This window comes from Phenylobacterium sp. (assembly GCF_041916435.1).
Lineage (GTDB): Bacteria > Pseudomonadota > Alphaproteobacteria > Caulobacterales > Caulobacteraceae > Phenylobacterium.
The window spans coordinates 561,271-587,822 of sequence record NZ_JAYRZM010000002.1; the positions used below are offsets into that span (position 1 = coordinate 561,271).

23 protein-coding genes are annotated in these 26,552 nt (G+C 70.7%); 10 read left to right on the forward strand and 13 right to left on the reverse strand.

The window, feature by feature from the left end:
• Positions 1 to 3 precede the first annotated feature (3 nt).
• From ACE3TA_RS07495 to ACE3TA_RS07530, 8 genes are read right to left on the reverse strand one after another with little or no spacing between them, the layout of a single operon-like run.
• Entirely contained in the window at positions 4 to 867 is an 864-nt protein-coding gene (locus ACE3TA_RS07495) for a protein-glutamate O-methyltransferase CheR (RefSeq protein ID WP_374572119.1), read from the reverse strand.
• Positions 864 to 1,340 carry a chemotaxis protein CheW gene (locus tag ACE3TA_RS07500; protein ID WP_374572121.1) on the reverse strand — a complete coding sequence of 159 codons (477 nt, stop codon included), beginning with the start codon at positions 1,338 to 1,340 and terminating at the stop codon, positions 864 to 866. Before ACE3TA_RS07500 ends, ACE3TA_RS07495 begins: the two co-directional genes overlap by 4 nt.
• Complete coding sequence (locus ACE3TA_RS07505; protein WP_374572123.1) at positions 1,340 to 3,049, reverse strand: methyl-accepting chemotaxis protein; 1,710 nt, start codon at positions 3,047 to 3,049, stop codon at positions 1,340 to 1,342. The genes ACE3TA_RS07500 and ACE3TA_RS07505 overlap by 1 nt, the downstream gene beginning before the upstream one ends.
• A 27-nt stretch (positions 3,050 to 3,076) precedes the next feature.
• Positions 3,077 to 4,894, reverse strand: coding sequence for a methyl-accepting chemotaxis protein (locus tag ACE3TA_RS07510; protein WP_374572125.1), 1,818 nt, complete (start codon positions 4,892 to 4,894; stop codon positions 3,077 to 3,079).
• A gap of 19 nt (positions 4,895 to 4,913) precedes the next feature.
• Positions 4,914 to 5,429, reverse strand: a complete 516-nt coding sequence (locus tag ACE3TA_RS07515) for a chemotaxis protein CheW (protein WP_374572127.1) — start codon at positions 5,427 to 5,429, stop codon at positions 4,914 to 4,916.
• Positions 5,429 to 7,390, reverse strand: a complete 1,962-nt coding sequence (locus tag ACE3TA_RS07520) for a chemotaxis protein CheA (protein ID WP_374572129.1) — start codon at positions 7,388 to 7,390, stop codon at positions 5,429 to 5,431. The genes ACE3TA_RS07515 and ACE3TA_RS07520 overlap by 1 nt, the downstream gene beginning before the upstream one ends.
• Entirely contained in the window at positions 7,387 to 7,752 is a 366-nt protein-coding gene (locus ACE3TA_RS07525) for a response regulator (RefSeq protein WP_374572131.1), read from the reverse strand. The genes ACE3TA_RS07520 and ACE3TA_RS07525 overlap by 4 nt, the downstream gene beginning before the upstream one ends.
• Before the next feature lie 2 nt (positions 7,753 to 7,754).
• Complete coding sequence (locus tag ACE3TA_RS07530; RefSeq protein ID WP_374572133.1) at positions 7,755 to 8,087, reverse strand: STAS domain-containing protein; 333 nt, start codon at positions 8,085 to 8,087, stop codon at positions 7,755 to 7,757.
• Positions 8,088 to 8,573: 486 nt separating this feature from the next.
• On the opposite strand from ACE3TA_RS07530, the gene ACE3TA_RS07535 reads away from it, so the two are divergent.
• The 7 genes from ACE3TA_RS07535 (at position 8,574) to ACE3TA_RS07565 (ending at position 15,261) form a co-directional block, all read left to right on the forward strand.
• Complete coding sequence (locus tag ACE3TA_RS07535) at positions 8,574 to 9,668, forward strand: NADH:flavin oxidoreductase (RefSeq protein ID WP_374572135.1); 1,095 nt, start codon at positions 8,574 to 8,576, stop codon at positions 9,666 to 9,668.
• A 15-nt stretch (positions 9,669 to 9,683) separates the two neighbouring features.
• On the forward strand, positions 9,684 to 10,178 hold the full coding sequence (locus tag ACE3TA_RS07540; RefSeq protein WP_374572137.1) for a GAF domain-containing protein: 495 nt from the start codon (positions 9,684 to 9,686) through the stop codon (positions 10,176 to 10,178).
• Positions 10,179 to 10,266: 88 nt separating this feature from the next.
• On the forward strand, positions 10,267 to 11,406 hold the full coding sequence (locus tag ACE3TA_RS07545; protein ID WP_374572139.1) for a GNAT family N-acetyltransferase: 1,140 nt from the start codon (positions 10,267 to 10,269) through the stop codon (positions 11,404 to 11,406).
• A 4-nt stretch (positions 11,407 to 11,410) separates the two neighbouring features.
• A complete protein-coding gene (locus ACE3TA_RS07550) occupies positions 11,411 to 12,337 on the forward strand; it encodes a glycosyltransferase family 2 protein (protein ID WP_374572141.1) in 927 nt (308 codons plus the stop codon).
• Between the two features lie 9 nt (positions 12,338 to 12,346).
• The gene (locus ACE3TA_RS07555) at positions 12,347 to 13,261 is read left to right on the forward strand and encodes a hypothetical protein (protein WP_374572143.1); all 915 of its coding nucleotides are present in this window, start codon (positions 12,347 to 12,349) and stop codon (positions 13,259 to 13,261) included.
• Positions 13,262 to 13,383: 122 nt separating this feature from the next.
• The gene (locus tag ACE3TA_RS07560; protein ID WP_374572145.1) at positions 13,384 to 14,556 is read left to right on the forward strand and encodes an acetyl-CoA C-acetyltransferase; all 1,173 of its coding nucleotides are present in this window, start codon (positions 13,384 to 13,386) and stop codon (positions 14,554 to 14,556) included.
• 6 nt (positions 14,557 to 14,562) lie between these two features.
• Positions 14,563 to 15,261: an SDR family NAD(P)-dependent oxidoreductase gene (locus tag ACE3TA_RS07565; RefSeq protein WP_374572147.1), complete on the forward strand. Its 699-nt coding sequence runs from the start codon at positions 14,563 to 14,565 to the stop codon at positions 15,259 to 15,261.
• Here ACE3TA_RS07565 and ACE3TA_RS07570 read toward each other — a convergent pair.
• A complete protein-coding gene (locus ACE3TA_RS07570) occupies positions 15,258 to 16,562 on the reverse strand; it encodes a sorbosone dehydrogenase family protein (protein ID WP_374572149.1) in 1,305 nt (434 codons plus the stop codon). The genes ACE3TA_RS07565 and ACE3TA_RS07570 overlap by 4 nt on opposite strands.
• A 169-nt stretch (positions 16,563 to 16,731) precedes the next feature.
• Here ACE3TA_RS07570 and ACE3TA_RS07575 point away from each other — a divergent pair, with 169 nt between their 5' ends.
• The gene (locus tag ACE3TA_RS07575) at positions 16,732 to 17,925 is read left to right on the forward strand and encodes an acyl-CoA dehydrogenase family protein (RefSeq protein WP_374572151.1); all 1,194 of its coding nucleotides are present in this window, start codon (positions 16,732 to 16,734) and stop codon (positions 17,923 to 17,925) included.
• Positions 17,926 to 17,934: 9 nt separating this feature from the next.
• A complete protein-coding gene (locus ACE3TA_RS07580; protein WP_374572153.1) occupies positions 17,935 to 19,017 on the forward strand; it encodes an acyl-CoA dehydrogenase family protein in 1,083 nt (360 codons plus the stop codon).
• Positions 19,018 to 19,226: 209 nt separating this feature from the next.
• Here the strand turns inward: ACE3TA_RS07580 and ACE3TA_RS07585 are convergent, their stop codons facing one another.
• The 4 genes from ACE3TA_RS07585 to ACE3TA_RS07600 form a co-directional block, all read right to left on the reverse strand.
• Positions 19,227 to 21,146 (reverse strand): M61 family metallopeptidase, encoded by a 1,920-nt coding sequence (locus ACE3TA_RS07585; protein WP_374572155.1) that lies wholly within the window; start codon positions 21,144 to 21,146, stop codon positions 19,227 to 19,229.
• Between the two features lie 97 nt (positions 21,147 to 21,243).
• Positions 21,244 to 21,993 carry an SDR family oxidoreductase gene (locus tag ACE3TA_RS07590; protein ID WP_374572157.1) on the reverse strand — a complete coding sequence of 250 codons (750 nt, stop codon included), beginning with the start codon at positions 21,991 to 21,993 and terminating at the stop codon, positions 21,244 to 21,246.
• Positions 21,990 to 22,484, reverse strand: coding sequence for an OsmC family protein (locus ACE3TA_RS07595; RefSeq protein ID WP_374572159.1), 495 nt, complete (start codon positions 22,482 to 22,484; stop codon positions 21,990 to 21,992). The genes ACE3TA_RS07590 and ACE3TA_RS07595 overlap by 4 nt, the downstream gene beginning before the upstream one ends.
• 92 nt (positions 22,485 to 22,576) lie before the next feature.
• The gene (locus ACE3TA_RS07600) at positions 22,577 to 24,856 is read right to left on the reverse strand and encodes an NADP-dependent malic enzyme (protein ID WP_374572161.1); all 2,280 of its coding nucleotides are present in this window, start codon (positions 24,854 to 24,856) and stop codon (positions 22,577 to 22,579) included.
• A 175-nt stretch (positions 24,857 to 25,031) separates the two neighbouring features.
• On the opposite strand from ACE3TA_RS07600, the gene ACE3TA_RS07605 reads away from it, so the two are divergent.
• Positions 25,032 to 26,318 (forward strand): alpha/beta hydrolase family protein, encoded by a 1,287-nt coding sequence (locus tag ACE3TA_RS07605; protein ID WP_374572163.1) that lies wholly within the window; start codon positions 25,032 to 25,034, stop codon positions 26,316 to 26,318.
• Positions 26,319 to 26,552 lie beyond the last annotated feature (234 nt).

Here is a 26,552-nt window from a genome sequence, read left to right on the forward strand (position 1 = left end):
GCTCTAGCGGCGTTGGAAGACGGTGTTGGCGATCTGGGTGACGGGCAGGTCGAGGCCGACGATGGATTCGGAGTGGCCGAGGAACAGGTAGCCTCCCGGGCGGAGATGTTCGCACAGCCGCCGCAGCACCGCCGCCTGCGTAGGCTTGTCGAAGTAGATCAGTATGTTGCGGCAGAAGACCATATCCATGTCGCGGTCGACCGGATAGGCCTCGTCCATCAGGTTGAGCCGGGCGAACGACAGCTTGGCGCGCAGGCTCGGGATGATGCGCACCTGGTCGCTGCGGGGCCCCTTGCCGCGCAACAGGTAGCGTCGGCGCAGCTCGAAATCGACCGGCTCGATCATCGAGGTGGGGAAGACGCCCGCCAGCGCCAGGGACAGCACCTGGGTGGACAGGTCCGTGCACAGGATCGAGTAGTCGCCGCCGCGGGTGGCGCGGCGATGCTCCTCCAGCACCATGGCCAGGGTGTAGGGCTCGGCCCCCGTGGAGCAGGCCGCGCTCCAGACCTTCAGCTTGCGCCGCCCGCGCTCCGTCAGCTCGGGCAGGCCGCGCTGGGTCAGGAAGATGAAGTGGGCGGGCTCGCGGAAGAACTCGGTCTTGTTGGTGGTGACCGAGTCGATCAGGTGCACCAGCTCGGCGTCCAGCCCGCCGTCGTCGAACACGTGGCGGCAGTAGTCGTTCAGCGAGGCCTTGCCGAGCGCGCGCATGCGCCGGCGCAGGCGGCCCTCCAGCATGGTGCGCTTGGTCGGCGGCATCTTGATGCCGCTGTAGCCGTGGATCAGCTTGGCCAGGCGGTTGAAGTTCGAGGTGGAAAGGCCCGTCGCGTGCGGGACCTCGTCGTCGACCAGCAGGGGCTGGGCGCTCATGCGGCGGCGTCCGCCGTGAGGGCCGCCGCTTCCTGGCTGGTCAACAGGCGCGCCAGCTCGAACAGCACGATGAAGCCGTCGTCCCGGCGCACGACGCCGCGGATGTATTCCGAGCGCCAGGGCACGCCGATCTCCGGGGGCGGGCCGACCTCGTCCTCGGCGAAGGCGACCACCTCGATCACCCGGTCGGCCACCAGCCCCAGGGACAGGAGCTTGCCGCCCACCGGGATGTCCAGCACCAGGATGCGCGTGGCCAGCGTCGGCTCGACCGGCGGCAGGCCGAGCTTGCGCCGCAGGTCGATCGTCGGCGTCGCCCGGCCGCGCACGTCGGTCAGGCCCAGGAAGTAGGCCGGGCCCTCCGGAATGGAGAAGGGCGCGGCGTAGTCGAGGATTTCCCGGACCAGCTCGACCGGGACCGCGAAGATCTCCGAGCCGAGGCCGAGGGTGACGAACTGAGCTTCGTTGGCGGCCATCAGGCGTACTCGCGGAAGTCGGCGTCGTCGTCGTCCGGACCGCCTTGCGACAGGTCCAGGGCGAAGCCCTTGGCGCGGGCCTGCTGGGCGGCGACCGGGTGGGAGGCCGCAGCAGGACGGGCCGGCGCCTTGGCGGGCGTCTTGGCCGCGACCGGCTTGCGCGCGGGCTGGGCCGCCGGCGCGTGGGCCATGACGGGCCGGCGAGCCGCATGCGAGCCGCTGTCGGTCTTGAAGTAGGCGATGGAGGCCTGGAGCTCCTCGGCCTGGGCGGCGAGCTCTTCCGAAGTGGCGCTCATCTCCTCGGAGGCCGAGGCGTTCTGCTGGGTGACCTTGTCGAGCTGCTGGATGGCCTCGTTGATCTGCGAGGCGCCGATGTCCTGTTCGCGGCAGGCGGCGCTGATCTCGGCGACCAGTTCGGCGGTCTTGCGGATGTCGGGCACCAGGGCGGCGAGCATCTCGCCGGCGGACTGGGCGGCCTTGACGGTCTCGGTGGAGACCGCGCCGATCTCGGTGGCGGCGGTCTGGCTGCGTTCGGCCAGCTTGCGCACCTCGGAGGCGACGACGGCGAAGCCCTTGCCGTGCTCGCCGGCCCGGGCCGCTTCGACGGCGGCGTTGAGGGCCAGAAGGTCGGTCTGCCGGGCGATCTCCTGCACGATGGTGATCTTCTCGGCGATCGTCTCCATGGCGTTGACGGCGCGGCTGACGGCCTCGCCGCTGGTCTCGGCGCTCTTGGCGGACTGCCGGGCGATCTTCTCGGTCTGGGCGGCGTTGTCGGCGTTCTGCTTGATGTTGGAGGCCATCTCCTCCATGGAGGCGGAGGCTTCCTCGGCCGAGGAGGCCTGCTCGGTGGCGCCCTGGCTGACCTGCTCGGCGGCCGCCGACAGCTCCTGGCTGCCGGACGAGACGTTCTCCGAGGCGGCGATCGCGTCGGCCACAACGCCGCGAAGGCGATCGACCATCACGTTCACATGGCTCAGCAGCTCGCCGATCTCGTCGCGGGTGGTGATGATCGCGGTGCGCGTCAGGTCGCCCTCGGACACGGCGCGGACCGTCGAGACCGCGCCGGCCAGGCCCTTGCTCACGCGCAGGGCGATCCAGACCGCGGCGCCGACGCCGATCAGCAGCGAGACGGCGGTCAGGCTGATCATCAGCATCCGCACGTTCTTGTAGTCGGCCTCGGCGCGGGCGGTGGCCTCGGCGAACTCGGTCTTGGACAGAGCCACCAGCGCCTGGACGTGCTCGTCGGTCTGGTTCACCAGCTCGCGGCTCTCGCCCATGGACAGCGCCATGGCCTCACGGGTCTTGCCCTGATCGTCGAGGTTGCGGATCTGCTCGTCGACGGTGGCATAGCGCTCCCAGATCTTGGCCAGGGCGTTCCAGCGGCCCCGGTCCTGATCGGTGACGACCGCCTGGCCGCGGGAGAGGGCCTCGTCGAACGAGGCCTTGGCCGTGTCGATCGCCGCTTCCAGCTTGCGGGTCTCGCGCGGGTCGTCGGAGAGCACCAGGTTCTTTTCCTCCTGGACCACTTCCAGGAGCGCGGTGTGCATCTGCTGAACGGCCTCCAGGCGCAGGGCCGGGCCGTTCACCAGGGCGTTCATTTCACCATTGGTGCGCGACAAGCTGTCGATGCCGAACAATGTGCCGGCCAGAAGCAGGACGATGAGCAGGCCGAAGGCCAAGCCAAGCTGAAGTTTGATCGTGAAACGCATCATCCTGTTCCCCCATGAATGTCAGCGTCAGTAGTCGGTGAAATCGTCGTCCTCGGCGTCGGCGCCGCCTTGCGACAGGTCCAGGGCGAAGCCTTGGGCTCTGGCCTGCTGAGCGGCGACCACGTTGCGCTTCGGCCGGGCCGCCGGCGCGGCCGGCTTGGCCGCGACCGTGGCGGCGGGCTTGGGCGCGGCGGCCTTGGCGGGCATGCGCACCACCGGAGCCTTCCGAGCGCCGGCGCTGTCGGTCTTGAAGTAGGCGATGGAGGCCTGGAGCTCTTCGGCCTGGGCGGCGAGCTCTTCCGAAGTGGCGCTCATCTCCTCGGAGGCCGAGGCGTTCTGCTGGGTGACCTTGTCGAGCTGCTGGATGGCCTCGTTGATCTGCGAGGCGCCGATGTCCTGCTCGCGGCAGGCGGCGCTGATCTCGGCGACCAGTTCGGCGGTCTTGCGGATGTCGGGCACCAGGGCGGCGAGCATTTCGCCGGCGGACTGGGCGGCCTTGACGGTCTCGGTGGAGACCGCGCCGATCTCGGTGGCGGCGGTCTGGCTGCGTTCGGCCAGCTTGCGCACCTCGGAGGCGACGACGGCGAAGCCCTTGCCGTGCTCGCCGGCGCGGGCCGCCTCGACGGCGGCGTTCAGGGCCAGAAGGTCGGTCTGCCGGGCGATCTCCTGCACGATGGTGATCTTCTCGGCGATGGTCTCCATGGCGTTGACGGCGCGGCTGACGGCCTCGCCGCTGGTCTCGGCGCTCTTGGCGGACTGTCGGGCGATCTTCTCGGTCTGGGCGGCGTTGTCGGCGTTCTGCTTGATGTTGGAGGCCATCTCCTCCATCGAGGCGGAGGCTTCCTCGGCCGAGGAGGCCTGCTCGGTGGCGCCCTGGCTGACCTGCTCGGCGGCGGCCGACAGCTCCTGGCTGCCGGACGAGACGTTCTCCGAGGCGGCGATCGCGTCGGCCACAACGCCGCGAAGGCGATCGACCATGCGGGCCAGGGCGTGTCCCAACATATCCTTGTCGGACAAGGGCTTGGGCTGAACCATCAAGTCGCCGTCGGCGATCGAGTCGGCCAGCTTGGCAGTGACGCGCAGGTTGGCCGTCATCACCTCGACGGTGTCGATGACGTCCTTGATCTCGTCGTTGGCGGTGGTCGTGACCTTGCTTTCCAGGTCGCCGATCGACACGGCCTGGGCCATGGCGGCGATCTTGGCCAGGCCGCGGCTGACGGTCAGCGCGATCCAGGTCGCCGCGCCGGCGGCGAGCACCAGCGAAAGCACCGCCAGGCCGATCAGCAGCCCGCGGGTGCGGGCGTAGTCCGCGTCGGCCTTTTCGCCGGCGGCGTCGAGCTGGCCTTGCTCCATCGCCACCAGGGCCTGCACGGCGGCGGTGGCCTGTTCGACCGCTTCACGGCCTTGTCCCATGGACAGGGCGGCGGCCTCCTGGTTGCGGCCGGCCTGGTCCAGTTCGTAGACCCGCCCGTGGACGTCCATCAGGCGCGCCCAGGCCGAGCCCAGGGCGTCCCACTTGGGCTTGTCCTGGGGCGCGACGATCGTCTCGGTCTTGCTCAGGAGGGCGTCGAACGCCGCGCGCTCACGGGCGATGCGGGCCTCGTACTCCTTTTCCGCGGAGCGCTCGTCGACCAGCACGATGTTCTTTTCGGTGCGGACCACGTTGAGCAGGTGGATGTTGAGCTGCTCGGCGGCCTGCAGGCGCGTCACCGGCCCCTTCACCAGGGCGTCGGTCTCGCGGTTGGACGCGCCGAGGCTGACGACGCCGAAGGCGGCCGCCGCGATCAGCAGCGCGATTACCGCCGCGAACGCGATGTAGAGCTTGAGTTTAATCGTGAAACGCATGTCGTCCCCCCTTGGCCGATCATGACTGGTTCAAGTGCACGACAGCGCCACGTGCGCCGCCGCGTGTTTCGAAGATCTGGTGCAGGTCCGGCACGACGATCACGTCGCCGCGGCGCCGGGCCAGGCCCCGGATGAAGTCGGTGCGCCAGCGCAGGCCGACGCGCGGCGCCTCCTCGGTCTCGGCCGGGTCGATCGTGGTGACCTCGTGCACCTTGTCGGCGCGCAGGCCGACGAGCGTCGGCTCGCCGTCCAGCTCGTGCTCGATCACGACGATGCGGCTGTCGGCCGTGGGCGCGGAGCGCTCCAGATCGAAGGCGACGCGCAGGTCCGCCAGCGGGATGACCCGTCCGCGGAAGTTGATCACGGCCGCGACGAAGGGCGCCGCACCCGGCACCGCCGTTTCCGGCGCCAGGTCCAGCACCTCGCGCACCACGCCGGCCTCGAGGGCGAAGGTCTCGCCGTGAAGGTCGAAGGTCAGCACCTGCAAGGCCTCGCCTCCGTGCGCCTGGTCCATGCTCGTTTCGCCCTTGCTCATCAGCCCGCCGCGCGCAGTTGCGCCTCCTGCCGCTGGCCGGCGGCGACCAGGTGGGCCACGTCCAGGATCAGGGCGACGCCGCCGTCGCCCAGGATCGTCGCGCCCGAGAAGGTCGCCACGTCGGTGTGGAAGCCGGACAGGGACTTGATGACCGTCTGGTGGTCGCCAAGGATCTGGTCGACCGTCAGGCCGACGCGCTCGGCGCCGGTGGAGACGATCACCACCTTCTGGTGCTGGTCGGGCGGCGTGCCCGTGTCGAACAGCTCGCGCAGGCGGAGGAACGGGATCAGCCTGTCGCGCAGGGTCATCAGGCTGCGTCCGGTCGAGCGCATGTCCTGCTCGACGGACAGCTCGACGCATTCCTCGACGGCGGCCAGCGGGATCACGTAGCGCCCGGTCCCGACGCGCACCAGGAGCCCGTCGATGATCGCCAGAGTGAGCGGAATCCGCAGGGAAATCTGCGAGCCCTGGCCGGGCTGGCTGGTGATCTCGATCGTGCCGCGCAGGCCCTCGATGGTGCGCTTGACCACGTCCATGCCGACGCCGCGGCCGGACAGGCTGGTGATCGTCTGCGCCGTCGAGAAGCCGGGCTGGAAGATCAGCTGCATCACCTCGTGGTCGGACAGCGCCGCGTCGGGGGCGATCAGGCCGGCGTCCTCGGCCTTGGCGCGCACGCGGGCCAGGTCCACGCCGCGCCCGTCGTCGGCGATGGTGATGATCATCTCCGCGCCCGACTGGCGGGCCGAAAGGGTGATCGTGCCGGCTTCGGACTTGCCGGCCGCAAGCCGCGCTTCCGGCGTCTCCAGGCCATGGTCGGCGGCGTTGCGGATCAGGTGGACCATCGGATCGGCGAGGCGCTCGATCACGGTCTTGTCCAGCTCGGCGCCCTTGTCGTCGGTGGCGAATTCGATGGCCTTGCCGGTGTCGCGGGCCAGGTCGTGCACCAGGCGGCGGAAGCGGCCGAACAACTGGGCGATCGGCACCATGCGCACCACCATCATGGTGTCGCGCAACTCGGCGGCCAGGCGCTCGATCTCCTCGGAGACGGCGCGCAGCTCCGGCTCGTCGCTGGCCGAGGAGACCTGCTTGAGGCGCGACTGGGCGATCACCAGCTCGCCGACTCGGTCCATCAGCTCGTCGAGCCGTTCGGCCGGCACGCGGATGGTCTCGCCGCCGCGGCCGGCGGCCTTGGTCTCGGCCGCGGCCGGCTCGGCCTGGGCCTGCTGGGCGGCCGGCGCGGAGGACGCTTCTCCGGGCTCGGCCTCGGCTTGCGTCTCAGCCTCGGCGGCGACGGGCTCGATGGTCAGATCGCCGTCGTCGACGAAGATGAAGACGTCCTCGATGGCGCTTTTGGGCTGGTCGGTCTTGAGCAGCACCTCCCAGCCGAGGTGGCATTCGGTGGGGACCAGCGCCTCGAGCGCGGGCACCTCGCCGGTGAGCGCGCGCACCTTGCATTCGCCCAGCTCGCGCAGCTCGTCGAGCAGGGGCAGGGGGCGCGTGCCGTTGGCCAGGGAGTCGGCCGCGGGCTTGAAGCGGATCTTCCAGACGGCGACGCCGTCGGCCTCGGCGGCCGGCGCCGAGCCGCCCGCCGCCGCGTCGACGGCCCGGTGCAGGGCGGCGAGCAACGCCTCGTCCTGACCGTCCGCGGTCTCGCGCTGCTCAGCCAGGGCGCGCATGTGGTCCTGGGCGGCCAGCACGGCGGAGACCAGCTCCGGCGTCGCGGCGACCTCGCCCTTGCGCACCTTGTCGAAGGCGGTTTCGCAGTGATGGGTGAAGGCGGCCAGGGCGTCGAAGCCGAACATGGCCCCGGAGCCCTTCAGGGTGTGCAGGCCGCGGAAGACGGCGTCGACCAGATCGCGGTCGCCCGGGCGCCCCGCCAGGTCGAGCAGGCCGAGCTCGATCTGTTCGAGCAGGTCCTGGGCTTCCTGGCGGAAGATCGCCGCGGGATCGTCGTGGCTCATGACGCCAGCACCTTCTTGACGATGCGCACCAGTTGGTCGGGATCGAACGGCTTGGTCAGCCAGCCCGTGGCGCCGGCCGCCTTGGCCTGGGCCTTGGCGTCGGAGTCGCTTTCGGTGGTCAGGAAGATGATCGGCACGCCCGTGTGCGCCGGCTTGGCGCGCAACTGGCGGATCATCGTCAGCCCGTCCATCACCGGCATGTTCAGGTCGGTGATGATCAGGGAGAACGGCTGGGAGTCGGCCTTGGCGATCCCCTCGGCGCCGTCGGCGGCCTCGGTGACCTGATGCCCGTCGGCCGTCAGGGCGATCTTGATCGCCTGGCGAATGCTTGCGGAGTCGTCCACCGTCAGAATTGACGCCATCTTCAATCCCCCGATTGCGAAGACCAGAAGTCGCGACGATCCGCGTCGGCGTCGCTCAGGAAGCCGCCGCGTTGCAGCGTCTCGAGCAGCCGGCCCGCCGCCGGGCGGGTCAGGCGGAACGTCTTTCCGCCCTCGGCGGCCGAGCGCCGGGCGGATTCGAACAGTTGAACAAACGTCAGGTCGCACTCGGCGTCGTCGGAAATGTCCGCCGCAACTGCGTCGTGCGCCTTCACGGCCTCGCGCAGGCGCTCGTAATTCTCCGTGATCGACCGAATGGTCAGGTCGCCAGAGAATTCAATTCTAAAAGAATTCGGACTGGATGCGCGCGATACCATGGGGCAATTCGATCTACAGAGAAAACGCTTGGTTCACATGACGATCTACGATTGAAAGGAGCGCATTAAGGTTGAGTAAATCTGCTTTGCCCGTGGGCGTGGCGAAACGTCGCAAATCCTGGTCTTGAAAGACCGTGTGCGGTTTGAGGCGAACGGTGAGTCGCCTGCTGAACGGCGAAGGTTTCGACGGACAATAGTCTTTCAAATCAGCGACGTAGTATTTAACCATGGTCGCGCTTGATCGGGCCGTGCGCGCCGCGCGCCGGCGGGCGCTCCGCCCGGGCAGGGTGCGCGCGGGGCGGCTACGCCCCAGTTTAGCGAGCAAAAACTTGTAGTTGAGACAGAGCGGCGCGTGCATAGCGAGGAACTCGCGCGGCCGATGTCGGGGTCTTTTCAGAAAAACTTTCGTGTGCGGCCGGCGCGCTCGCGGCATGGTGCGCCTGCGCTGGACCGCAGCGCGCAGCAACCGCCGCCGAGGACGTCTTCATGGCCGCATCGCCCGCCCCAAGCCTGTTTGATCCGCTCAGCTTCGCCCACGGTCCGGCCATGAAGAACCGGATGATGCTGGCGCCCCTGACCAACCTGCAGAGCCATCCCGACGGCGTGCTGTCGGACGACGAGTTCAAGTGGCTGACGCTGAGGGCCAAGGGCGGCTTCGGCCTGACCATGACCTGCGCGGCGCACGTCCAGCGCACCGGCCAGGGCTTTCCGGGCCAGCTCGGCGTCTGGTCAGACGCCCACCTGGAGGGGCTGACGCGGCTGGCCACGGCGATCAAGGCCGAGGGCAGCCTGGCGGCGGTCCAGCTTCACCACGCCGGAATGCGCTCGCCCAAGGACCTGATCGGGACCGACCCGGTCTGCCCGTCCGACGACGCCGAGACCGGCGCGCGGGCCCTGACCGGGGACGAGGTGGACGCGCTGGTCGAGGACTTCATCCTCGCCGCCCAGCGGGCGGACAAGGCCGGCTTCGACGGCGTCGAGGTGCACGGCGCGCACGGCTACGTGCTCTGCCAGTTCCTCAGCCCGACCATCAACCGGCGAACGGACAAGTGGGGCGGCTCGCTGGACAACCGCGCCCGGATCGTCCGCGAAATCCTGGCCGGAATCCGCGCGCGCTGCCGGCCGGACTTCCAGATCGGCCTGCGCCTGTCGCCGGAGCGCTTCGGCGTGCAGATCGGCGAGATCCGCCAACTCGCCGGCGAACTGATGGCCGAGCAGGCGATCGACTTCCTGGACATGTCGCTGTGGGACGTGCGCAAGGAGCCGGAGGAGGAGGCGTTCAAGGGGCGCGACCTGACGAGCTGGTTCGCCGACCTGCCGCGCCACGGCGTGCGCCTGGGCGTCGCCGGCAAGATCATGGGCGCGCGGGCCGCCGCGGCCTGCCTGGAGGCGGGGGTGGACTATGTGCTGATCGGCCGGGGCGCGATCCTGCACCACGACTTCCCCAAGCGCGTCGCGGCCGACCCGGATTTCCAGGCGGTCTCCATCCCGGTGACGCGCGAATACCTGGCTCAGGAGGGCCTGGGGCCGGCCTTCGTGAACTACATGGCCACCTGGAAGGGCTTCGTGGAGGCGGCGTGAGCGCCGGGGCGGGACATGGCTGAAGCCTTCAACGACCTGGAGCTGCCGGCCGCCAAGGCCGAGCGCTACGCCGCCGTGGCCGAGGAGATCGCCGCCGTGCTGGACGGCGAGCCGAACCGCGTGGCGCGCATGGCCACGGTGGCCTCCATGCTGGCGAACAGCTTCGAACACTACTTCTGGACCGGCTTCTACGTGGTCGATCCGCAGAAGCCGGACGAACTGGTGGTGGGCCCCTACCAGGGCAGCCTGGGCTGTCTCAGGATCGCCTTCGGGCGCGGGGTCTGCGGGACGGCGGCGCAGACGGGACGCACCCAACTGGTGGCCGACGTGCACGCCTTTCCCGGCCATATCGCCTGCGACAGCCGCTCGGCCAGCGAGATCGTGGTGCCGGTGAAGGACGCCGAGGGCGCGCTGATCGCCGTGCTTGACGTGGACTCCGAAAGGCCGGCGGCCTTCGACGCGGTGGACCAGGCCTGGCTCGAGCGGATCGTGGGGTCGGCCTTCGGCTGAAGGGGCGGCCCTAAGCTCCCGAAATCAGCGAAGAAACGTTCGGCGATCTATAATTCCATAACCTGCGGGCGTTAAGCTTGGCGCGATGATGATCGCAGAAAGCCATCACCCCGCCGACCTCCCGGCCGAGGATGTCGTCGCCTGGCGGGCCATGTGCGCCGCCCAGCCCGCCTTCGACTCGCCCCTGATGGGCCCGGACTTCGCCCTGGCGGTGGGACGCGCCCGGGCCGACGCGCGGGTGGCCGTCTGGCGGCGCGACGGACGCGCGATCGGCTTCCTGGCCCACCATCTGCGGCCCGGCGGCCTGGCCCGGCCCATCGGCGCGCCGCTGTCGGACTACCACGGCCTGGTCAGCGAGGGGCCCCTCGACGCCGGCCAGGCCCTGGCGGCCGCGGGGCTGGCGGCCTATCGCTTCACCGGACTGGTCGATCCCTTCGACATCTTCGCCTCGGGCGTGACCGGCCGCTCGCAGGGCTTCGTCATCGCCCTGGAGGGGACGGCCGAGGACTATCTGGAAGCCCTGCGCGCCCAAAGTCCCAAGCGCTTCAAGAACTACCGGCGGCTGATGAGCAAGCTGGAGCGGGAGGTCGGCGAACTGGTCGTCGCCGCGCCGGACGTCTCGCAGGAGAGCTTCGAAAAGCTGATCGCCTGGAAGCGCGCGCAACTGCAGCGCACGGGCCTGCACGACTTCCTGGGCGCGGAGTGGACGCGCGGCCTGCTCGACGACCTGTTCGCCCGGCGCGAGGGCGAGTTCAAAGGCCTGATGATCGGCCTCTACGCGGGCGGGCGGCTGATGGCCGGGCAGTTCGGCGTGCGCCTGGGCCAAGTCTTCCATCCCTGGATCGCCTCGACCGACCCGGACATGGGCGCCTGGTCGCCGGGCCAGCTCTTCTTCCTGAAGGCCATCGCCGCCATGCCGGGAGCGGGGTTGAAGGTCTACGACCTGGCCGGCGGCCACGAGCACTACAAGCGGCCCTACGCCCTGTCCTCGCGGGCGACGGCCGATGGCGTGGCCACCGCCGACACGGCCGCCGGGCGCGGGGCGCGGATGGCCGAGGCCGCCTGGGCGATGGCCGGCGCCAACCGCGACGGGGCGGCCGCCAGCCTGCGCCGCCGGCTCGACATCATCGCCACGACGGAGCTCTCCCTGGCCGGCCGGGCGCGAGGCCTGGCCCTGGCCATCGCCGCCAGGGCGCGCCGCGCGCCGGGCGAGTCGGAGCTCGTGTGACCGCATGGCGCCGCGCATCAGCATCATCATCCCCACCCAGCGGCGGCTGGACGGCCTGGCGACGGCGCTGCGCTCGGCGCTGGCCCAGGAGGGCGTCGACCCGGCCGGGCTGGAGCTGGTGGTCGTGGACAACGACGCGGTCCCCTCGGCCCAGCCGGCTGTCGAGGCGCTCGGCGCCGGCGCGCCGTTCCCGGTGATCTACGTGCATGAGCCCGAGCCCGGCGTCGCCAATGCGCGCAACGCGGCCATGGCGCGCGCGGGCGGCGAGTTCATCGCCTTCCTGGACGACGACGAGGAGGCGCCGGCCGGCTGGCTCTCGGCGCTGATCGACGCCCAGGCCCGATACGCCGCCGACGTGGTGTTCGGCCCGGTGCGCGGGCGCGCGCCGGAGGGCCAGGTGCGCCACCGGGCCTATCTGGAGCGCTTCTTCTCGCGGGAGGGGCCGGCCGAGCCGGGCGTCATCGACCACTACTACGGCTGCGGCGACAGCTTCCTGCGCCGCTCGGCCCTGCCGGACCCGCAGCGGCCGTTCTCGGCGATCCGCAACCACATCGGCGGCGAGGACGACCTGTTGTTCGGCCAGATGAAGGCCGCCGGCAAGCGCTTCGCCTGGGCGCCCGAGGCCTGGGTGTGGGAAGATCCCGTGCCCGCGCGGCTGACCCTGAAGTACGCGATCCCGCGCGCCTTCGCCTACGGCCAGGGCCCGTCGTCCCACTGCGCGGCCGCCGACCCGCCGGACCGGCTGGGCGTGGCCGGATGGATGGCCCAGGGCCTGGTGCAGGCCGGCGTGTTCGGCGCGCTGGCGGCGTTCAAGTGGATGGTCCGCGCCCCGGACTTCGCCTTCACCCTGGACCGGGCCGCCCGGGGCCTGGGCAAGACGCTCTGGTGGGGGCCCTTCAAGATCGAGTTCTACGGCCGGCGCACGGTCTAGGAGACAGCCATGAGCGTGATCACCGACTGGACGCCGGAGAAGGGCAGGGCCTTCACCCACGAGAACCTGACCTTCACCCACGGCCTGCACGAACGGCCGATGTTCTCCGACGCCGGCCTGATCGAGGCCCTGGACCGCTATCCGCGCGAACGGCTGGGCGTGTTCACCATGGGCCAGGACCCGGTCGCCTGGGAGACCTGGCGCAAGGGCGTGGCCGGCGACCTGACCGGCGAGCAGTTGTTCCAGGCGGCGATGACCGGGCGCATCTGGCTGAACCTGCGCGAAGCCAACGCCTACATCCCGGCCTACGCCGAGCTGTGCGACGAGATCTTCGCCGACAAGGCCGCCCACGCGCCGGGGCTGAAGACCTTCAAGCGCGACCTTGGGCTCCTGATCTCCTCGGCGGACGCCCAGGTGTTCTACCACCTGGACGTGGCGCTGGTGTCCCTGTGGCAGATCCGCGGGGTCAAGCAGGTGCTGGTCTATCCGGTGGCCGAACCGTTCGTCAGCGACGAGGCGCTGGAGAAGATCGTCCTGCGCGAGACCGCCGAGCAGTTCGCCTTCGACCCGGCCTGGGACGCTAAGGCCGAGGCCCACGAGCTGACGCCCGGACGCATGGTGACGTGGCGCCAGAACGCCCCGCACCGGATCACCAACGGGCCGATGCTGAACGTGTCGCTCTCGGTGGAGTTCATGACGCCCGAGGCGCTGATGCGGGCCAATGTGATCTACGCCAACGGCGTCTTGCGCCGCCGGCTGGGCGCCAAGCCGCACATCCAGCCGGGCGTGAGCCCGATCACCCTTGGCAAGTTCGCCCTGGCGCGGGGGGCCAAGGCGCTGAACCTGCACAAGCCCGACCCCCGCGTGCTGCCGGCCACCTTCCGGCTGGACGCGACGCGGCCCGGCGAGCTGTTGCCGGTCTAGAGCGGGCGGGCGCAAACCGCTGTCGGATCACGATTTGTGATCGGCGTTGGCTTACCCTGCGGCGCCTGCATACATGCTGTGCGCAACGCGCGTGAGGCGCACTTTCGCAAGGGAGCGGAGCAATGGGCGAAGCCTATATCGTTGCGGCCACGCGGACGGCCGGCGGTCGCAAGGGCGGCAAGCTGAAGGACTGGCATCCGGTCGATCTGGCCGCCCAGGTCCTGAACAACCTGATGGACCGGACCGGCGCCGATCCGGCTCTGATCGAGGACGTCATCATGGGCTGCGTCGGCCAGGCCGGCGAGCAGTCCACCAACGTCGCGCGCAACGCGGTGCTGGCCTCCAGGCTGCCGGAAAGCGTGCCGGGCACCAGCGTCGACCGCCAGTGCGGCTCCTCGCAGCAGGCCATGCACTTCGCCGCCCAGGCCGTGATGAGCGGCACCCAGGACGTGGTGATCGCCGCCGGCGTCGAGAGCATGACCCGCGTGCCGATGGGCCTGCCGGCCATCCTGCCGGCCAAGGAAGGCATGGGCACCTCGATGAGCCCGCGGATGAAGGAGCGCTATCCGAACATCCAGTTCAGCCAGTTCATGGGCGCCGAGATGGTGGCCGAGAAGTACGGCCTGACGAAGGACGAGATCGACGAGTACGGCTACCAGAGCCACCAGCGCGCCATCGCCGCGACCCAGGCCGGCGCCTTCAAGAACGAGATCGTCGGCGTCGAGATCGCTGACGCGGACGGCGCCAAGTCGATGCACACGGTCGACGAAGGCATCCGCTTCGACGCCAACCTGGACGCCATCAAGGGCGTGAAGCTGCTGCGCGAGGGCGGGCGCCTGACCGCCGCGACCTCCAGCCAGATCTGCGACGGCGCCTCCGGCGTGATGATCTGCAACGAGAAGGGCCTGAAGGCGCTGGGCGTGGAGCCGATCGCCCGCATCCATCACCTCACCCTGCTGGGCCACGACCCGGTGATCATGCTCGAAGCGCCGATCCCGGCCACCCAACTGGCCCTGAAGCGCGCCGGCATGAGCGTTGACGACATCGACGCCTTCGAGGTCAACGAAGCCTTCGGCTCGGTCCCGGTGGCCTTCATGAAGACGCTGGGCGTCGATCGCGACAAGATCAACGCTCACGGCGGCGCCATCGCGCTCGGCCACCCGCTCGGCGCTTCCGGGACCAAGCTGATGTCCACCCTGCTGGGCGTGCTCGAAGCGCGCGGCGGCAAGTGGGGCCTGCAGACCATGTGCGAAGGCGGCGGCCTGGCCAACGTGACCATCGTCGAGCGTCTCTAAGGCGTCATGAGCGGGCGCGTCGTCGTCGTCACTGGCGCTTTCGGCGCGCTCGGCTCCGCTGTCGCCTGGGCGGCGGCGGAAGAGGGGGCTCGCGTGGCCCTCATCGATTTCGCGGCCACGCCGCCGGCGGGCCTCATTGAGGCTTGCGGGCCTGACGCCTTCGCGCAAGGCGGCGTGGACCTGACCGATCCGGCGGCGACCCAGGCCGCCGTCGACGCCGTGGCCGAGCGGTTCGGCGGGATCGACGTCCTGCTGAACATCGCCGGCGGCTTCCGCTGGGAGACGCTGGAAGGCGGCTCGCCGGACAGCTGGCGCAGGCTCTTCGGCATGAACGTGGAGAGCACGGCCAACGCCAGCCGCGCGGCGATCCCGCACCTGCGCCGCAGCGCCGCCGGCCGCATCGTCAACGTGGGCGCCGACGGGGCGGTGAAGGCCGCCACGGGCATGGGCGCCTACGCCGCCGCCAAGGCCGGAGTGCACAAGCTGACCGAGGCCCTGGCGGAGGAGCTGAAGGCCGACGGCGTGACCGTGAACGCCGTCCTGCCCTCGATCATCGACACCCCCGCCAACCGCGCCGACATGCCCGACGCGGATTTCGCGGCGTGGGTGAAGCCGGCCGACCTGGCCGCGGTGATGCTGTTCCTGGCCTCGGAAAAGGCCGGCGCGGTCACCGGCGCGCTCGTGCCGGTGACGGGGCGGGTCTAGGACCCCGCCGGCGCCACGCGCCACACCATCTTGCCCGCGTCGTCGGTGACCAAGAGGCCGCCGCGGGAATCCACCGCCACGTCCACGGGACGGCCCTGGGCCTCGTCCTTCGCGTTGAGGAAGCCGGAGAGGAACACCTGCGGCTGGCCGGAGGGCTCGCCGTTCGCGAAGGGGATGAAGACCACGCGGTAGCCGTTCAGCGGCTCGCGGTTCCACGAGCCGTGCTGGGCGACGAACGCGCCGCCATGGTAGCGCGCCGGGAAGGCGTTCGCCGTGTAGAAGGCCAGGCCGAGCGAGGCGGTGTGCGGGCCCAGCGCATAGTCGGGCTTGATCGCCTTGGCCACGAGGTCGGGCCGCTGCGGCTTCACCCGATCGTCCACGTGCTGGCCGAAGTAACTGTAGGGCCAGCCGTAGAAGGCGCCGTCCTTCAGGCCGGTCATGTAGTCGGGGACGAGATCGTCGCCCAGCATGTCGCGCTCGTTGACGGCGGCCCAGAGCACGCCGGTGACGGGCTGCCAGGCCAGGCCGTTGGGATTGCGCAGGCCCGAGGCGAAGACGCGCCGGCCCGAACCGTCGAGATTCATCTCCAGCACGTCGGCGCGCTCGGTCTCGTTCTCCATGCCGTTCTCGGCGATGTTCGAGTTCGAACCCACGGCGACGTAGAGCTTGGTCCCGTCGGGCGAGGCGATGACGTTCTTGACCCAGTGATGGTTGATCGGCCCGCCCGGCAGGTCGGCCACCTTGACCGGCGGGGCGGGCGCCTGCGTCAGGCCGGGCGTCCAGGTGAGCCGAACGAGGGCGTCGTCCTCGGCCACGAACAGCTTGTCGCCCACCAGGGCCATGCCCGAGGGGCGCTTGAGGTTCGTCGCATAGACCGACTGGGTCTCGGCCACGCCGTCGCCGTCGGCGTCGCGCAGCAGAAGGATGCGGTTGGGGCTCTGCATCAGCGATCCGCCGCGGCGCTGCAGGCTGTTGGCCACCCGATCGGTGATGGTTTTCGGGTCGACCGGCTCGGTGCTGGATTCGGCCACCAGCACGTCGCCGTTGGGCAGGACGTAGAGCCAGCGCGGGTGGATCAGCGGACCGGCGAAGCGGGTGACGACGAAGCCCTCCGGCGCCCTTGGCCCGGCGCCCTTGGGCCAGCCAACCGCCTTGGCCGCGTTCAGCGTCGGCACCAGGTTGTGGTCCGGCGCCGGCAATTTCGGGTCAGGGCCGAAGCCGACGAAGGGATCGGCGGCGCCCTTGCCGCAGGCGCTGAGGGCGAGGGCGGCGACGACGGCCAGGATGCGCAGGCGGGGCATGGGAGCTTCCTCTCTTCGCGGCCAGCCTAGCGGCGCGGCGCGGTGCGGCCAGCCCCTTCCGCACCGTGCGAGAAAACCCGTGAGGCTGACGTCGGGGCGCCGTTGCGCGGCGGGGGGCTTTGGGCTTGGTTTGCGCGCAGCCGGACGCCAGACCCGGCCGGAGGAGCCCATGGACCTGAAGCTGACGCCGCAGATGGAAGCCTTCCGCGCCGAGGTGCGCGACTTCCTGGAAAGCCACCGCGACGCCTGGCAGGCGGTGGTGGCGGCCGAACGGCCGCGCGAGGCGGCCAAGGCCTGGCAGAAGCTCCTGATCGAGCACGGCTACGCGGCGCGGACCATCCCGAAGGCATACGGCGGCTACGGCGCCGAGCCCGACATCCTGAAGTCGCGGATCATCGCCGAGACCTTCATCGAGGCCGGCGCGCCGCGCGGCCTCTCTGGCCAGGGCATCTCCATGCTCGTGCCGACCCTGCTGGAAGTGGGCAGCGAGGAGCAGAAGACGCGCTGGATCGCGCCCACCCTGCGCGGCGACATCGTCTGGTGCCAGGGCTATTCGGAGCCGGGCTCGGGCTCGGACCTGGCCTCGCTGCAGACCAAGGCGGTGGAGGACGGCGAGGACTTCCTGATCTCCGGCCAGAAGATCTGGACCTCCACGGCCCATGCGGCGGACATGATCTTCTGCCTGGTGCGCACCGAGCCGGACGCGGCCAAGCACGAGGGCATCAGCTACATCCTGTTCCCGATGACCACGCCGGGCATCGAAGTGCGGCCGCTGAAGACCATGACCGGCGGCGCCGAGTTCAACGAGGTCTTCTTCACTGAGGTGCGCGTGCCGCAGAGCGCGGTGGTGGGCGGGCGCGGGCGCGGCTGGTTCGTAGCCAACGCCACCCTGAAGCATGAGCGCGGCATGCTGGGCGATCCCAACGCCGCCGAGAGCCGGCTGAAGGCGATCATCGAGCTGATGAGCACCGAGACCGTCGATGGCCAGCGGCTGATCGACAATCCGGTGCTGCGCGACCGGGTGATGCAGCTCCAGGCCCGCGTGCTGGCGATGAAGTTCAACGGCCTGCGGGTGCTGACCTCGCAGATCACCGGCGAGGCGGCTGGCCTGGCGGCGATGATCGTCAAGCTGCTGGGCTGCGAGCTGAACCACCAGTTGGCGGCCATGGCCATCGACGCCCTGGGCGAACTGGGGATCCTCTATGGCGACGGGCCGCACCTGCGCGCCAAGGGCTCCTGGCAGTGGAACTACATGTTCGACCTGGGCCTGATCATCGGCGGCGGCACCGCCCAGATCCAGAAGAACATCATCTCGGAGCGCGGCCTCGGCATGCCGCGCGAGCCGAGCGCCAAGGCGAAGTAGGGGGCGGCCATGCGGTTCGGATTGAGCGAAGACCAGAAGCTCTTGCAGGAAAGCGTCACGCGCGCGCTGGAGGCCCTGGCGCCGCTGGAGCGCGCCCGCCGGTTCGCGGCGGACGAGGAGATGGTGGCCGCCGACGTGTGGGCCGGCCTGGCGGACATGGGCCTGCCCGGCCTGATGATCCCCGAGGAACATGGCGGGCTCGGCCTTGGCCTGATGGAGGCGGCCCTGGCGGCCGAGGCCCTGGGCCGCGCCGTGGCTCCCGCGCCGTTCCTGGGCTCGGCGGTGCTGGCGCCGCTTGCGCTGATGCGTGGCGGAAGCGAGGCGCAGAAGGCCAGGTGGCTGCCGAAGCTCGCGGCCGGCGAGGTCGTGGCCGGCGTGGCGATCAGCGAGCCGATCGCCGGGGCGCGCGATGGCGCGGGCGTGAGCGCGAGCGGCGGGCGCCTGTCGGGCCGCTCGATGTTCGTGCTCGACGGGCCCGGGGCGGACCTTTTCATCGTCGCCGACAGGGCCGGCGGCCTCAATCTGGTGGAGGCCGGCGCGGGCGGCGTCGCCTGCGAGAACCTGCCCTCCATCGACCTGACGCGGCGCATCGGCGAACTGGTGCTGGACGACGCGCCGGCCGAGCCGCTGACGGGGCCGGGGGCGCTGGAGGCGATGCGCGACGCCGGCTGGACGATGCTGGCCGCCGACGCGCTCGGCGCGGCCGACGCCATGCTGGAGAAGGCTGTGGCCTACGCCAAGGAGCGCAAGCAGTTCGGCCGGGTGATCGGCTCGTTCCAGGCGGTCAAGCACCTGTGCGCCGAGATGGCGGCCGAGATCGAGCCGGCCCGCGCGCTGGTCTGGTACGCCGCCTACGCCTTCGACGCGCTGCCGGCCGAGGCTTCGCTGACCGCGGCCCACGCCAAGGCGCACCTGTCGGAGATCGGCCGCTTCGTGGCGAGGACGGCGACCGAGGTGCACGGCGGCATCGGCATCACCGACCTCCTGGGCCTGCACTACTGGTTCAAGCGGATCGGCCAGGACCGCCAATTGCTCGGCGGCCCCGAGAAGGTCCGCGACTGGGCCGCCCGCCTGCAGGGCCTGGCGGCGTAGAGGCGCTGGCCGAGCTCAAAGATGCTCCCCCTCTGGGGGAGCTGTCGCGGAGCGACTGAGGGGGACTTTAGCCCCTCAAAGATCGCGGGGAGCGTAGTCGGCGGAGTCGCGCCTAGCGTTTCCCTACAGCCGGCAGGTTGCAGTCCCCCTCAGGCCCTTCGGGCCAGCTCCCCCAGAGGGGGAGCATCTTCGCTACCTGACTGAAAAGATTACTTCCTCGCCGTCAGGATCTCGCCGAGGCGGTCGCGGGTCCCGTCGATGCGCTCCAGGCGCGGGTAGCGCAGGCCGTCGTGGTAGGCGACCTCGACCACCCGGTAGTGGTCGTCCGATTTGATGATGAGCTGGATGGGCGCGGCGGGGCCCTTGGCCCCCTTGATCGCGGTCTTCAGGCGCTCGGCGCTGTAGGTCAGGCCGTCGACCGCCACGATCTGGTCGCCCACCGCCAGGCCCGCCTTGTAGGCCGGCCCCTCCCACTGCACAGCGCGCAGGTGGCCGTCGCTGGCCAGGGCCATGCCGACGGAATAGGTCAGGTCGGTGAGCTTGCGCAGCGCCTCGCGGTCGCGGAAGTAGCCAGTGGGCTCGTCGGTGTAGACCAGCCGGTAGCCGCCGCGCGCCAGCCCGTCCAGCGGCGCGCCGGGGCCGTGGCCGTCCAGCCGCGTCTTCAGGAAGCCTTCCCAGTCATAGGGGACGATGGCGTTCAGCGCCTCGACGACGTCCTTGAACTGGTAGGTCTTCACGCCCCAGTCGCCGTCGTCGACGCCGAAGAACGCCCTGGCGAAGTCGTCGAGCGAGCGCTTGCCGCCGGTCTTCTCGCGGATCAGGGTGTCGGCGTCGAGCCAGATGAGCTGGCCCTCCGAATAGTAGTCCTCGCTGCGCTGCCAGCTCACCCAGCCGATCGGCTTGCGCTGGGCGATGATCGGATCGTTGGTGGTGTCCTCCAGGGCGCGCCAGGAGCGGCCGACGCGGGTGTCGTAGGCCGCCGCCGTCAGGGCGATGGCGTCGAGCGTCTCCTGGCGGGTGAGCAGGCCCGCGCGCGCCGCCAGCACATAGCCCCAGTACTGGGTCTGGCCCTCGTAGACCCACAGCAGGCTGTCGCGCATCGGCGTGGCGTAGGTCGGCGTCCAAAGGTCGGCCGGCCGGCGGAACTTGCCGTTCCAGGAGTGGGTGTACTCGTGGGGCAACAGGTCGCGCTCGGGCGCCATCTTGTCCCAGTCGGTGAAGTAGCCGGGCTCGGTTCCGTTCTCGCTGGAGCGGTGGTGCTCCAGGCCGATGCCGCCCATCCGGTCGGTCAGCGCCAGGAGGAAGTCGTAGTGGTCGTAGTGCCGCGCGCCATAGAGCTTGTCGGCCTGGACGACGAGGGCGCGGTGGGCCGCGATCTCCTTGGCGCTGATGTCCAGGTTCTCGGGGCCGTCGGCGACGATGTTGATGTTCACCGGCGAGCGGCCGCCCGGATCCAGGTCGATGCGCTTGAACCAGCGGCCGGCGAACATCGGCGAGTCCACCAGGGTCTCGAAGGACACCGGCTTGAAGGCGGTCACGCCGTCGCTGGTCGAGGCGGTCTCCAGCCCCGTGCCGAACGACCAGCCGGCCGGCAGGCGCACGCTGGGCTCGACCGTGATCTGGCGCGTGAAGTGGCCGGCCGGATAGAGCGCCACCGCGTTCCACTGCAGGTTCAGCATCTCCGGCGTCATCACCACGCGGCCCTGGTTCGTCGCCGTCGGCGAGAGGAACTGGAACTGAAGGTCGAGTTCCTTGACGCCGTCCGGCACGTCGATGTGGAAGGCGAACACGTTGACCGGATCGCGGGTCCACTCCAGCCGCTGGCCGCCGGCCGTGACGATCAGGCCCGCCAGGTCCTTGATCGGCCCGCGCGGTGAGTGGTTGCCCGGCAGCCATTCCGGATAGAGCAGGGTGATCGGGCCCGGGCCGGCCACCGGCACGGTCTCGCGCACCTGGAAGATGCGGTGCTCCAGGTCGGTGGCGTCGACGAAGAGCTTCAGGGTTCCGGGATAGGGCGTGTCCTTCGGCGCGGCGATGGGCGCCGGCATGGGCAGGGGCTGCGGCGCCGACTGGGCCAGGACCGGGGAAGCGAGCAGGCAGGCGCCGAACGCGACGATGATGGATTTCAAGACTGGGCCTCCCCCCGCACAACCAATGCGGACTCGCCGGCCCGCGCCTTGGCCCAGGGGTAGCGTGACGGAGACGTGACTGTCGACCCGGCGGGCGTCAGCCGCGGCCGATGAACGGCATCTTCGTGGCCATCACGGTCATGAACTGGACATTGGCCTCCAGCGGCAGGCCGGCCATGAAGACCACCGCGTCGGCGACGGCGGCCACGTCCATCACCGGCTCGGGGACCATCCGTCCGTCGGCCTGGGGCACGCCGGCGGCCATGGCCTTGGTCATCGGCGTGGCGGCGTTGCCGATGTCGATCTGGCCGCAGGCGATGTCGTAGGCGCGCCCGTCCAGCGAGGTCGACTTGGTGAGGCCGGTGATCGCGTGCTTGGTGGCGGTGTAGGCGACCGAGCGCGGGCGCGGGCTGTGCGCCGAGATCGAGCCGTTGTTGATGATCCGCCCGCCGCGCGGATCCTGGTCCTTCATGATGCGGAACGCCGCCTGGGTGCAGAGGAACGCGCCGGTGAGGTTGACGTCGACAACCCGCTTCCAGGCCTCCACCGACAGGTCCTCCAGCGGAACGGGCGGGGCGCCGGTTCCGGCGTTGTTGAACAGGACGTCCAGCCGGCCGAAGCGCTCGCGCACGGCCGCGAACAGGGCCTCCACCTGGGCCGCCTCGGCCACGTTCGCCGAAACTTCGAGCAGCCGCTCGGCGCCGCCTTCGGCCAGGGCGGCGGTCTCGGCCAGGGCCTCGGCGCGACGGCCGGCGAGCGCCACGGCGTAGCCGGCCTTGTGCAGCGCCAGGGCGGCGGCGCGGCCGATGCCGCTGCCGGCGCCGGTGACCAGGGCGACCTTGGTCAACGTTCGTCGTCCAGGTCGTGGGGCCGGGTGATGCTGGGCGGGTCGCTGGCCGGGAAGGACTCGTCGAGGGCTTCGTCCAGCAGGGCCTGGGCGTGGCCTTCGCCGGGCGCCAGGCGCGTGCGGATGTCGACGCCGGCCTTCAGGGTCAGGGTGACGGGCGTGCGCTCGGCCACCTCGGCCAGGCGCGCGGCCTGGGTCTCGTCGAGGTCGCCGTCGAGGGTCAGGACGCGCTCGACCCGGCCGCGCGGTTCGCCGTGGCGGAAGCGCAGGTCGACCCGCAGGCCGCGCAGCGACCAGCCCTTCTTCTCGGCGTACATCTTCAGGGTGATGGCGGTGCAGGCGCCCAGGCTCGCCAGCAGCAGGTCGTAGGGCGCCGGGCCCGCATCGGCTCCGCCGGCGGCGGCGGGCTCGTCGGCGCGCAGGGCGTGCGCGCCGGTGATGATCGAGGCGGCGTAGCGGGTCTCGCCGATGACGACCGTGGCTTCGGCCATGGGAGCACTCCTGAGAGGGGTTCGCAGCTTCCGGCTCTATGACCGGGGACGGCGCCCGGCGGCAATGAACTCGTCGTGATCTCCGGTCGGGCTCAGGCGGCCGAGCCGTTGCGCGCCCGTTCGGAGGCCACCAGGGCGGTCATGTTGACGATTCCGCGGGCGGTGACCGTGGGCTGCAGCACGTGCAGCGGCTTTTCCAGGCCAAGCAGCAGCGGGCCCACCTGCAGGGCGTCGGTGGCGGCGCTGAGCAGGGTGAGCGCGATGTTGGCCGCGTCCAGGCTGGGCATGATCAGCAGGTTCGCGGTCCCGGTCAGCGGGCTCTCGGCCACATAGCGGGCGCGCACCGCGCGGCTGAGAGCCGCGTCGGCGTGCATCTCGCCGTCGACCACCAGGCCGGGGTCGCGCGCGTGGATCATCGCCAGGGCCTGGCGCATCTTCCGCGCCGAGGGCGAGTTGGACGAGCCGAAGCTGGAGTGGGAGAGCAGGGCCGCCGCCGGCGTCAGGCCGAAGTTGCGCACCGCCTCGGCCGCCAGGATCGCCGCCTCGGTGATCTGTTCGGGCGTGGGGTCCACGTTGACGTGGGTGTCGCAGATGAACACCGTGCCGCGCGGCAGGATCAGCGCCGAAAGCCCGTAGATGCGGTTCACGCCCGGACGCGGGCGGATGATCGGCAGGGCGTAGGTGCAATGCTCCCACCAGTCGCCGCCGCCGCCCACCAGCGCGCCGTCGACGCGGCCCTGGCTGAGCAGCATGGCGGCGGCCACGGTCGGCCGGTTCGTCACCCGGCGCACCGCGCCGGCGTGGGGCACGCCGCGGCGCTCCACCAGCCGGGCGTAGGCCTGGGCCAGGGCGTCCGTCGCCTCGGGATCGGCGGCCGCGTCGAACACCTCCACGTCGCGGCCCACGGCCAGGCGCAGGCCGAGCGCGCGCACCTGTTCCTCGATCGCGGCGCGCCGGCCCACCAGCACCGGGCGGGCCAGCCCCTCGTCGACCACCGTCTGCACGGCGCGCAGCACCCGCGGGTCCTCGCCCTCGGCGTAGGCCACGCGCCGCATCTCGCGCCGGGCCTGGGCGAACACCGGGCGCATGAGCTGGCCGGAGCGGTAGACGTAGCGCTCCAGTTCACGGCGGTAGGCTTCGAAGTCGGCGATCGGCCGAGTGGCGACGCCCGAGTCCATCGCCGCCTTGGCCACCGCCGGGGCGATCTCCAGGATCAGGCGCGGGTCGAACGGCTTGGGGATGATGTAGGTCACGCCGAAGTTGGCGGCGGCGTCGGTATAGGCGGCGGCCACCTCCTCGGAGACCTCCACGCGGGCGAGATCGGCGATGGCCTCGGCCGCGGCGATCTTCATCTCCTCGTTGATCTCGCTGGCGCCCACGTCGAGCGCGCCGCGGAACACGAAGGGAAAGCACAGGACGTTGTTGACCTGGTTCGGATAGTCCGAGCGGCCGGTGGCGACGATGGCGTCGGAGCGGACGGCGGCCACCTGTTCGGGCAGGATCTCCGGCTCGGGATTGGCCAGGGCCATGATCAGCGGCTTGTCCGCCATCAGCGGCACCCATTCGGGCTTCAGCACCCGCGGCGCCGACAGGCCCAGGAACACGTCGGCGCCAGGCAAGACGTCGGGCAGGCTGCGCGCGTTGGTCTCGCGGGCGTAGGGCGCCATGTGCGCCGGCAGGTTCGGCCGGCCGGCGTGGACCACGCCGTCGATGTCGGTGAGGGTGACGTTCTCGGCCTTGACCCCCATGCGCACCAGCAGCTCGACGCAGGCCATGGCCGCCGCGCCCGCGCCGGAGGTCACCAGCTTGACGCTCTCCAGCGATTTGCCCTGCAACAGCAGGCCGTTGCGCACGGCCGCGGCGCAGACGATGGCGGTGCCATGCTGGTCGTCATGGAACACCGGCACGTTCATCTTGGCGCGCAGGCGACGTTCGATCTCGAAGCACTCGGGGGCCTTGATGTCCTCCAGGTTGATCCCGCCGAAGGTGGGCTCGAGCGCGGCGACGATCTCGACGAACTTGTCGGGGTCGGTCTGGTCGACCTCGATGTCGAAGACGTCGATGCCGGCGAACTTCTTGAAGAGCACCGCCTTGCCCTCCATCACCGGCTTGGCGGCGAGCGGGCCGATGGCGCCCAGGCCCAGGACCGCCGTGCCGTTGGTGATCACCGCCACCAGGTTGCCGCGCGCGGTGTAGTCCGACGCGGTCAGCGGATCGTCGACGATCGCCTCGCAGGCGGCGGCGACGCCCGGCGAATAGGCCAGCGCCAGGTCGCGCTGGGTGGCCATGGCCTTGGTAGGCTCCACCGACAGTTTCCCCGGGCGCGGATTCTGGTGGTAGCTCAAAGCGGCGCGGCGGAAGTCTTCGTCCAAGACCGGTCTCCTGTCGGGCGATCGTGCAGGTGCGGTGCTTAGCGCCCGCGGGCGAAACTTCAAAGGCGTTCGCGGCGTCGCAGCCGGCGGGCCGGCTTCGCACAACCGCGACAATCGGCGGCTATGACGCGCGAGCTTCGCCCCGCCGCCCCGAGTCCCGTCCATGATCCGCGTCTTGTCCGCCCTCGTCCTGAGCCTGGCTCTTTCTACCGCCGCCCAGGCCGGGGAGAGCGCCCCGAGCCGCCCGAGCGTCGACGCGCCGGAGCTGGCGCGCCTTGGGCCCTATGGCGTGGGGGTGCGCTCCATCACCCTGACGCAGCCGGGCCAGGTCGACGTCCTGGGCGCGCCGGGCGCCGTGAAGGACCGGGTGCTGCCGGTGGAGATCTGGTACCCGGCGGTTCCGGCCAAGGACGCCAAGGCGGTGACCTATGCGGGCGCGCTGCCGGGCCAGCCGCCCCGCGGGCCGGCGGCCTTCACCGTGCCGGGGATCGCTGTGCGCGACGCCGCCGAGGCCAAGGGATCATTTCCCCTGGTGATCCTGTCCCACGGCTACAGCAACACGCCGGAGGCGATGAGCTGGCTGGGGGAGAACCTGGCCTCCAAGGGCTATGTGGTCGCGGCCATCCACCACAACGACCCGGACATTTCCGACCGCACCAAGTTCGCCGAGCCGATGCTGCGCCGCCCCCTGGACATCGCCTTCGTCGCCCAGACCCTGCAGGCGCGGGCCGGGGCCGGCGCGCCGGGGCTGGCGAGCGCCGATCCGTCCCGCGTGGCCCTGATCGGCTATTCCATGGGCGGCTACGGGGTGCTGATCGTCGCCGGCGGCGGCCTGGACCCGCAGGGCGCCCTGGTGCGCGCCGTGCCCGGCGGCGCGCTCCTGCCTTACGCCCAGGGCGGGGCCCGGCAGGGCGAGCTGGCGATCAAGGGGCTGAAGGCGGTGGTGGCGATCTCGCCGGCGGGGGTGCGGTTCGGCGCCTGGGGCGCCAAGGGGCTGTCGGGGATCACCGCGCCGTTGATGGTCATCGGCGGCGACCACGACGCCACCGTGGGCTTTTCCGACGGAGTCCGCCCGGTCTACGACCAGGCGAGGCGCAGCGACCGCTATCTGCTGGTCTATCAGAACGCCGGCCACAGCATCGGCATGAGCGCCGCGCCGCCGCAGATGCGCGAGCGGCTGTTCGACTTCCATTGGTTCGAGGACTCGGTCTGGCGCAAGGACCGCATCATGGGCGTCGACCAGCACTTCATCACCGCCTTCCTCGATCGGGAGACGAAGGGCGACGAGAGCCGTTCGGCCTATCTGGACACCGACGTGGTGCAAGGCGGCGAGGGCGCCTGGCCGGCGGCGATCACCGACTACGACACGGTCAGCCCCGGCGGCCCGGGCGCGACCTGGAAGGGCTTCTGCCGCAACAGCGCCGTGGGCCTGGAGTTGCACCACCAGGCGGCGGAGAACTAGCCGCGGCGCGGGCCGACCGCGCCGGGCGGCCGTCCTGGGGATGGACTGATCCGGTGTCGGAGCACCGCGCCGTCAGCGGCTGCGATGGCTCAACGGGTCGTCGGAGAGGCAGCTTCGCCATTGGAATGGCGCGCATAGCAGGGGCGATGCGCAGAGTGCGCCGCCGGTAGCTATTTGCGACAGGATCATGAGCGGCGCAGGCCATGCGCCCGGGCGCGTCGCCGCTTCGGCGCG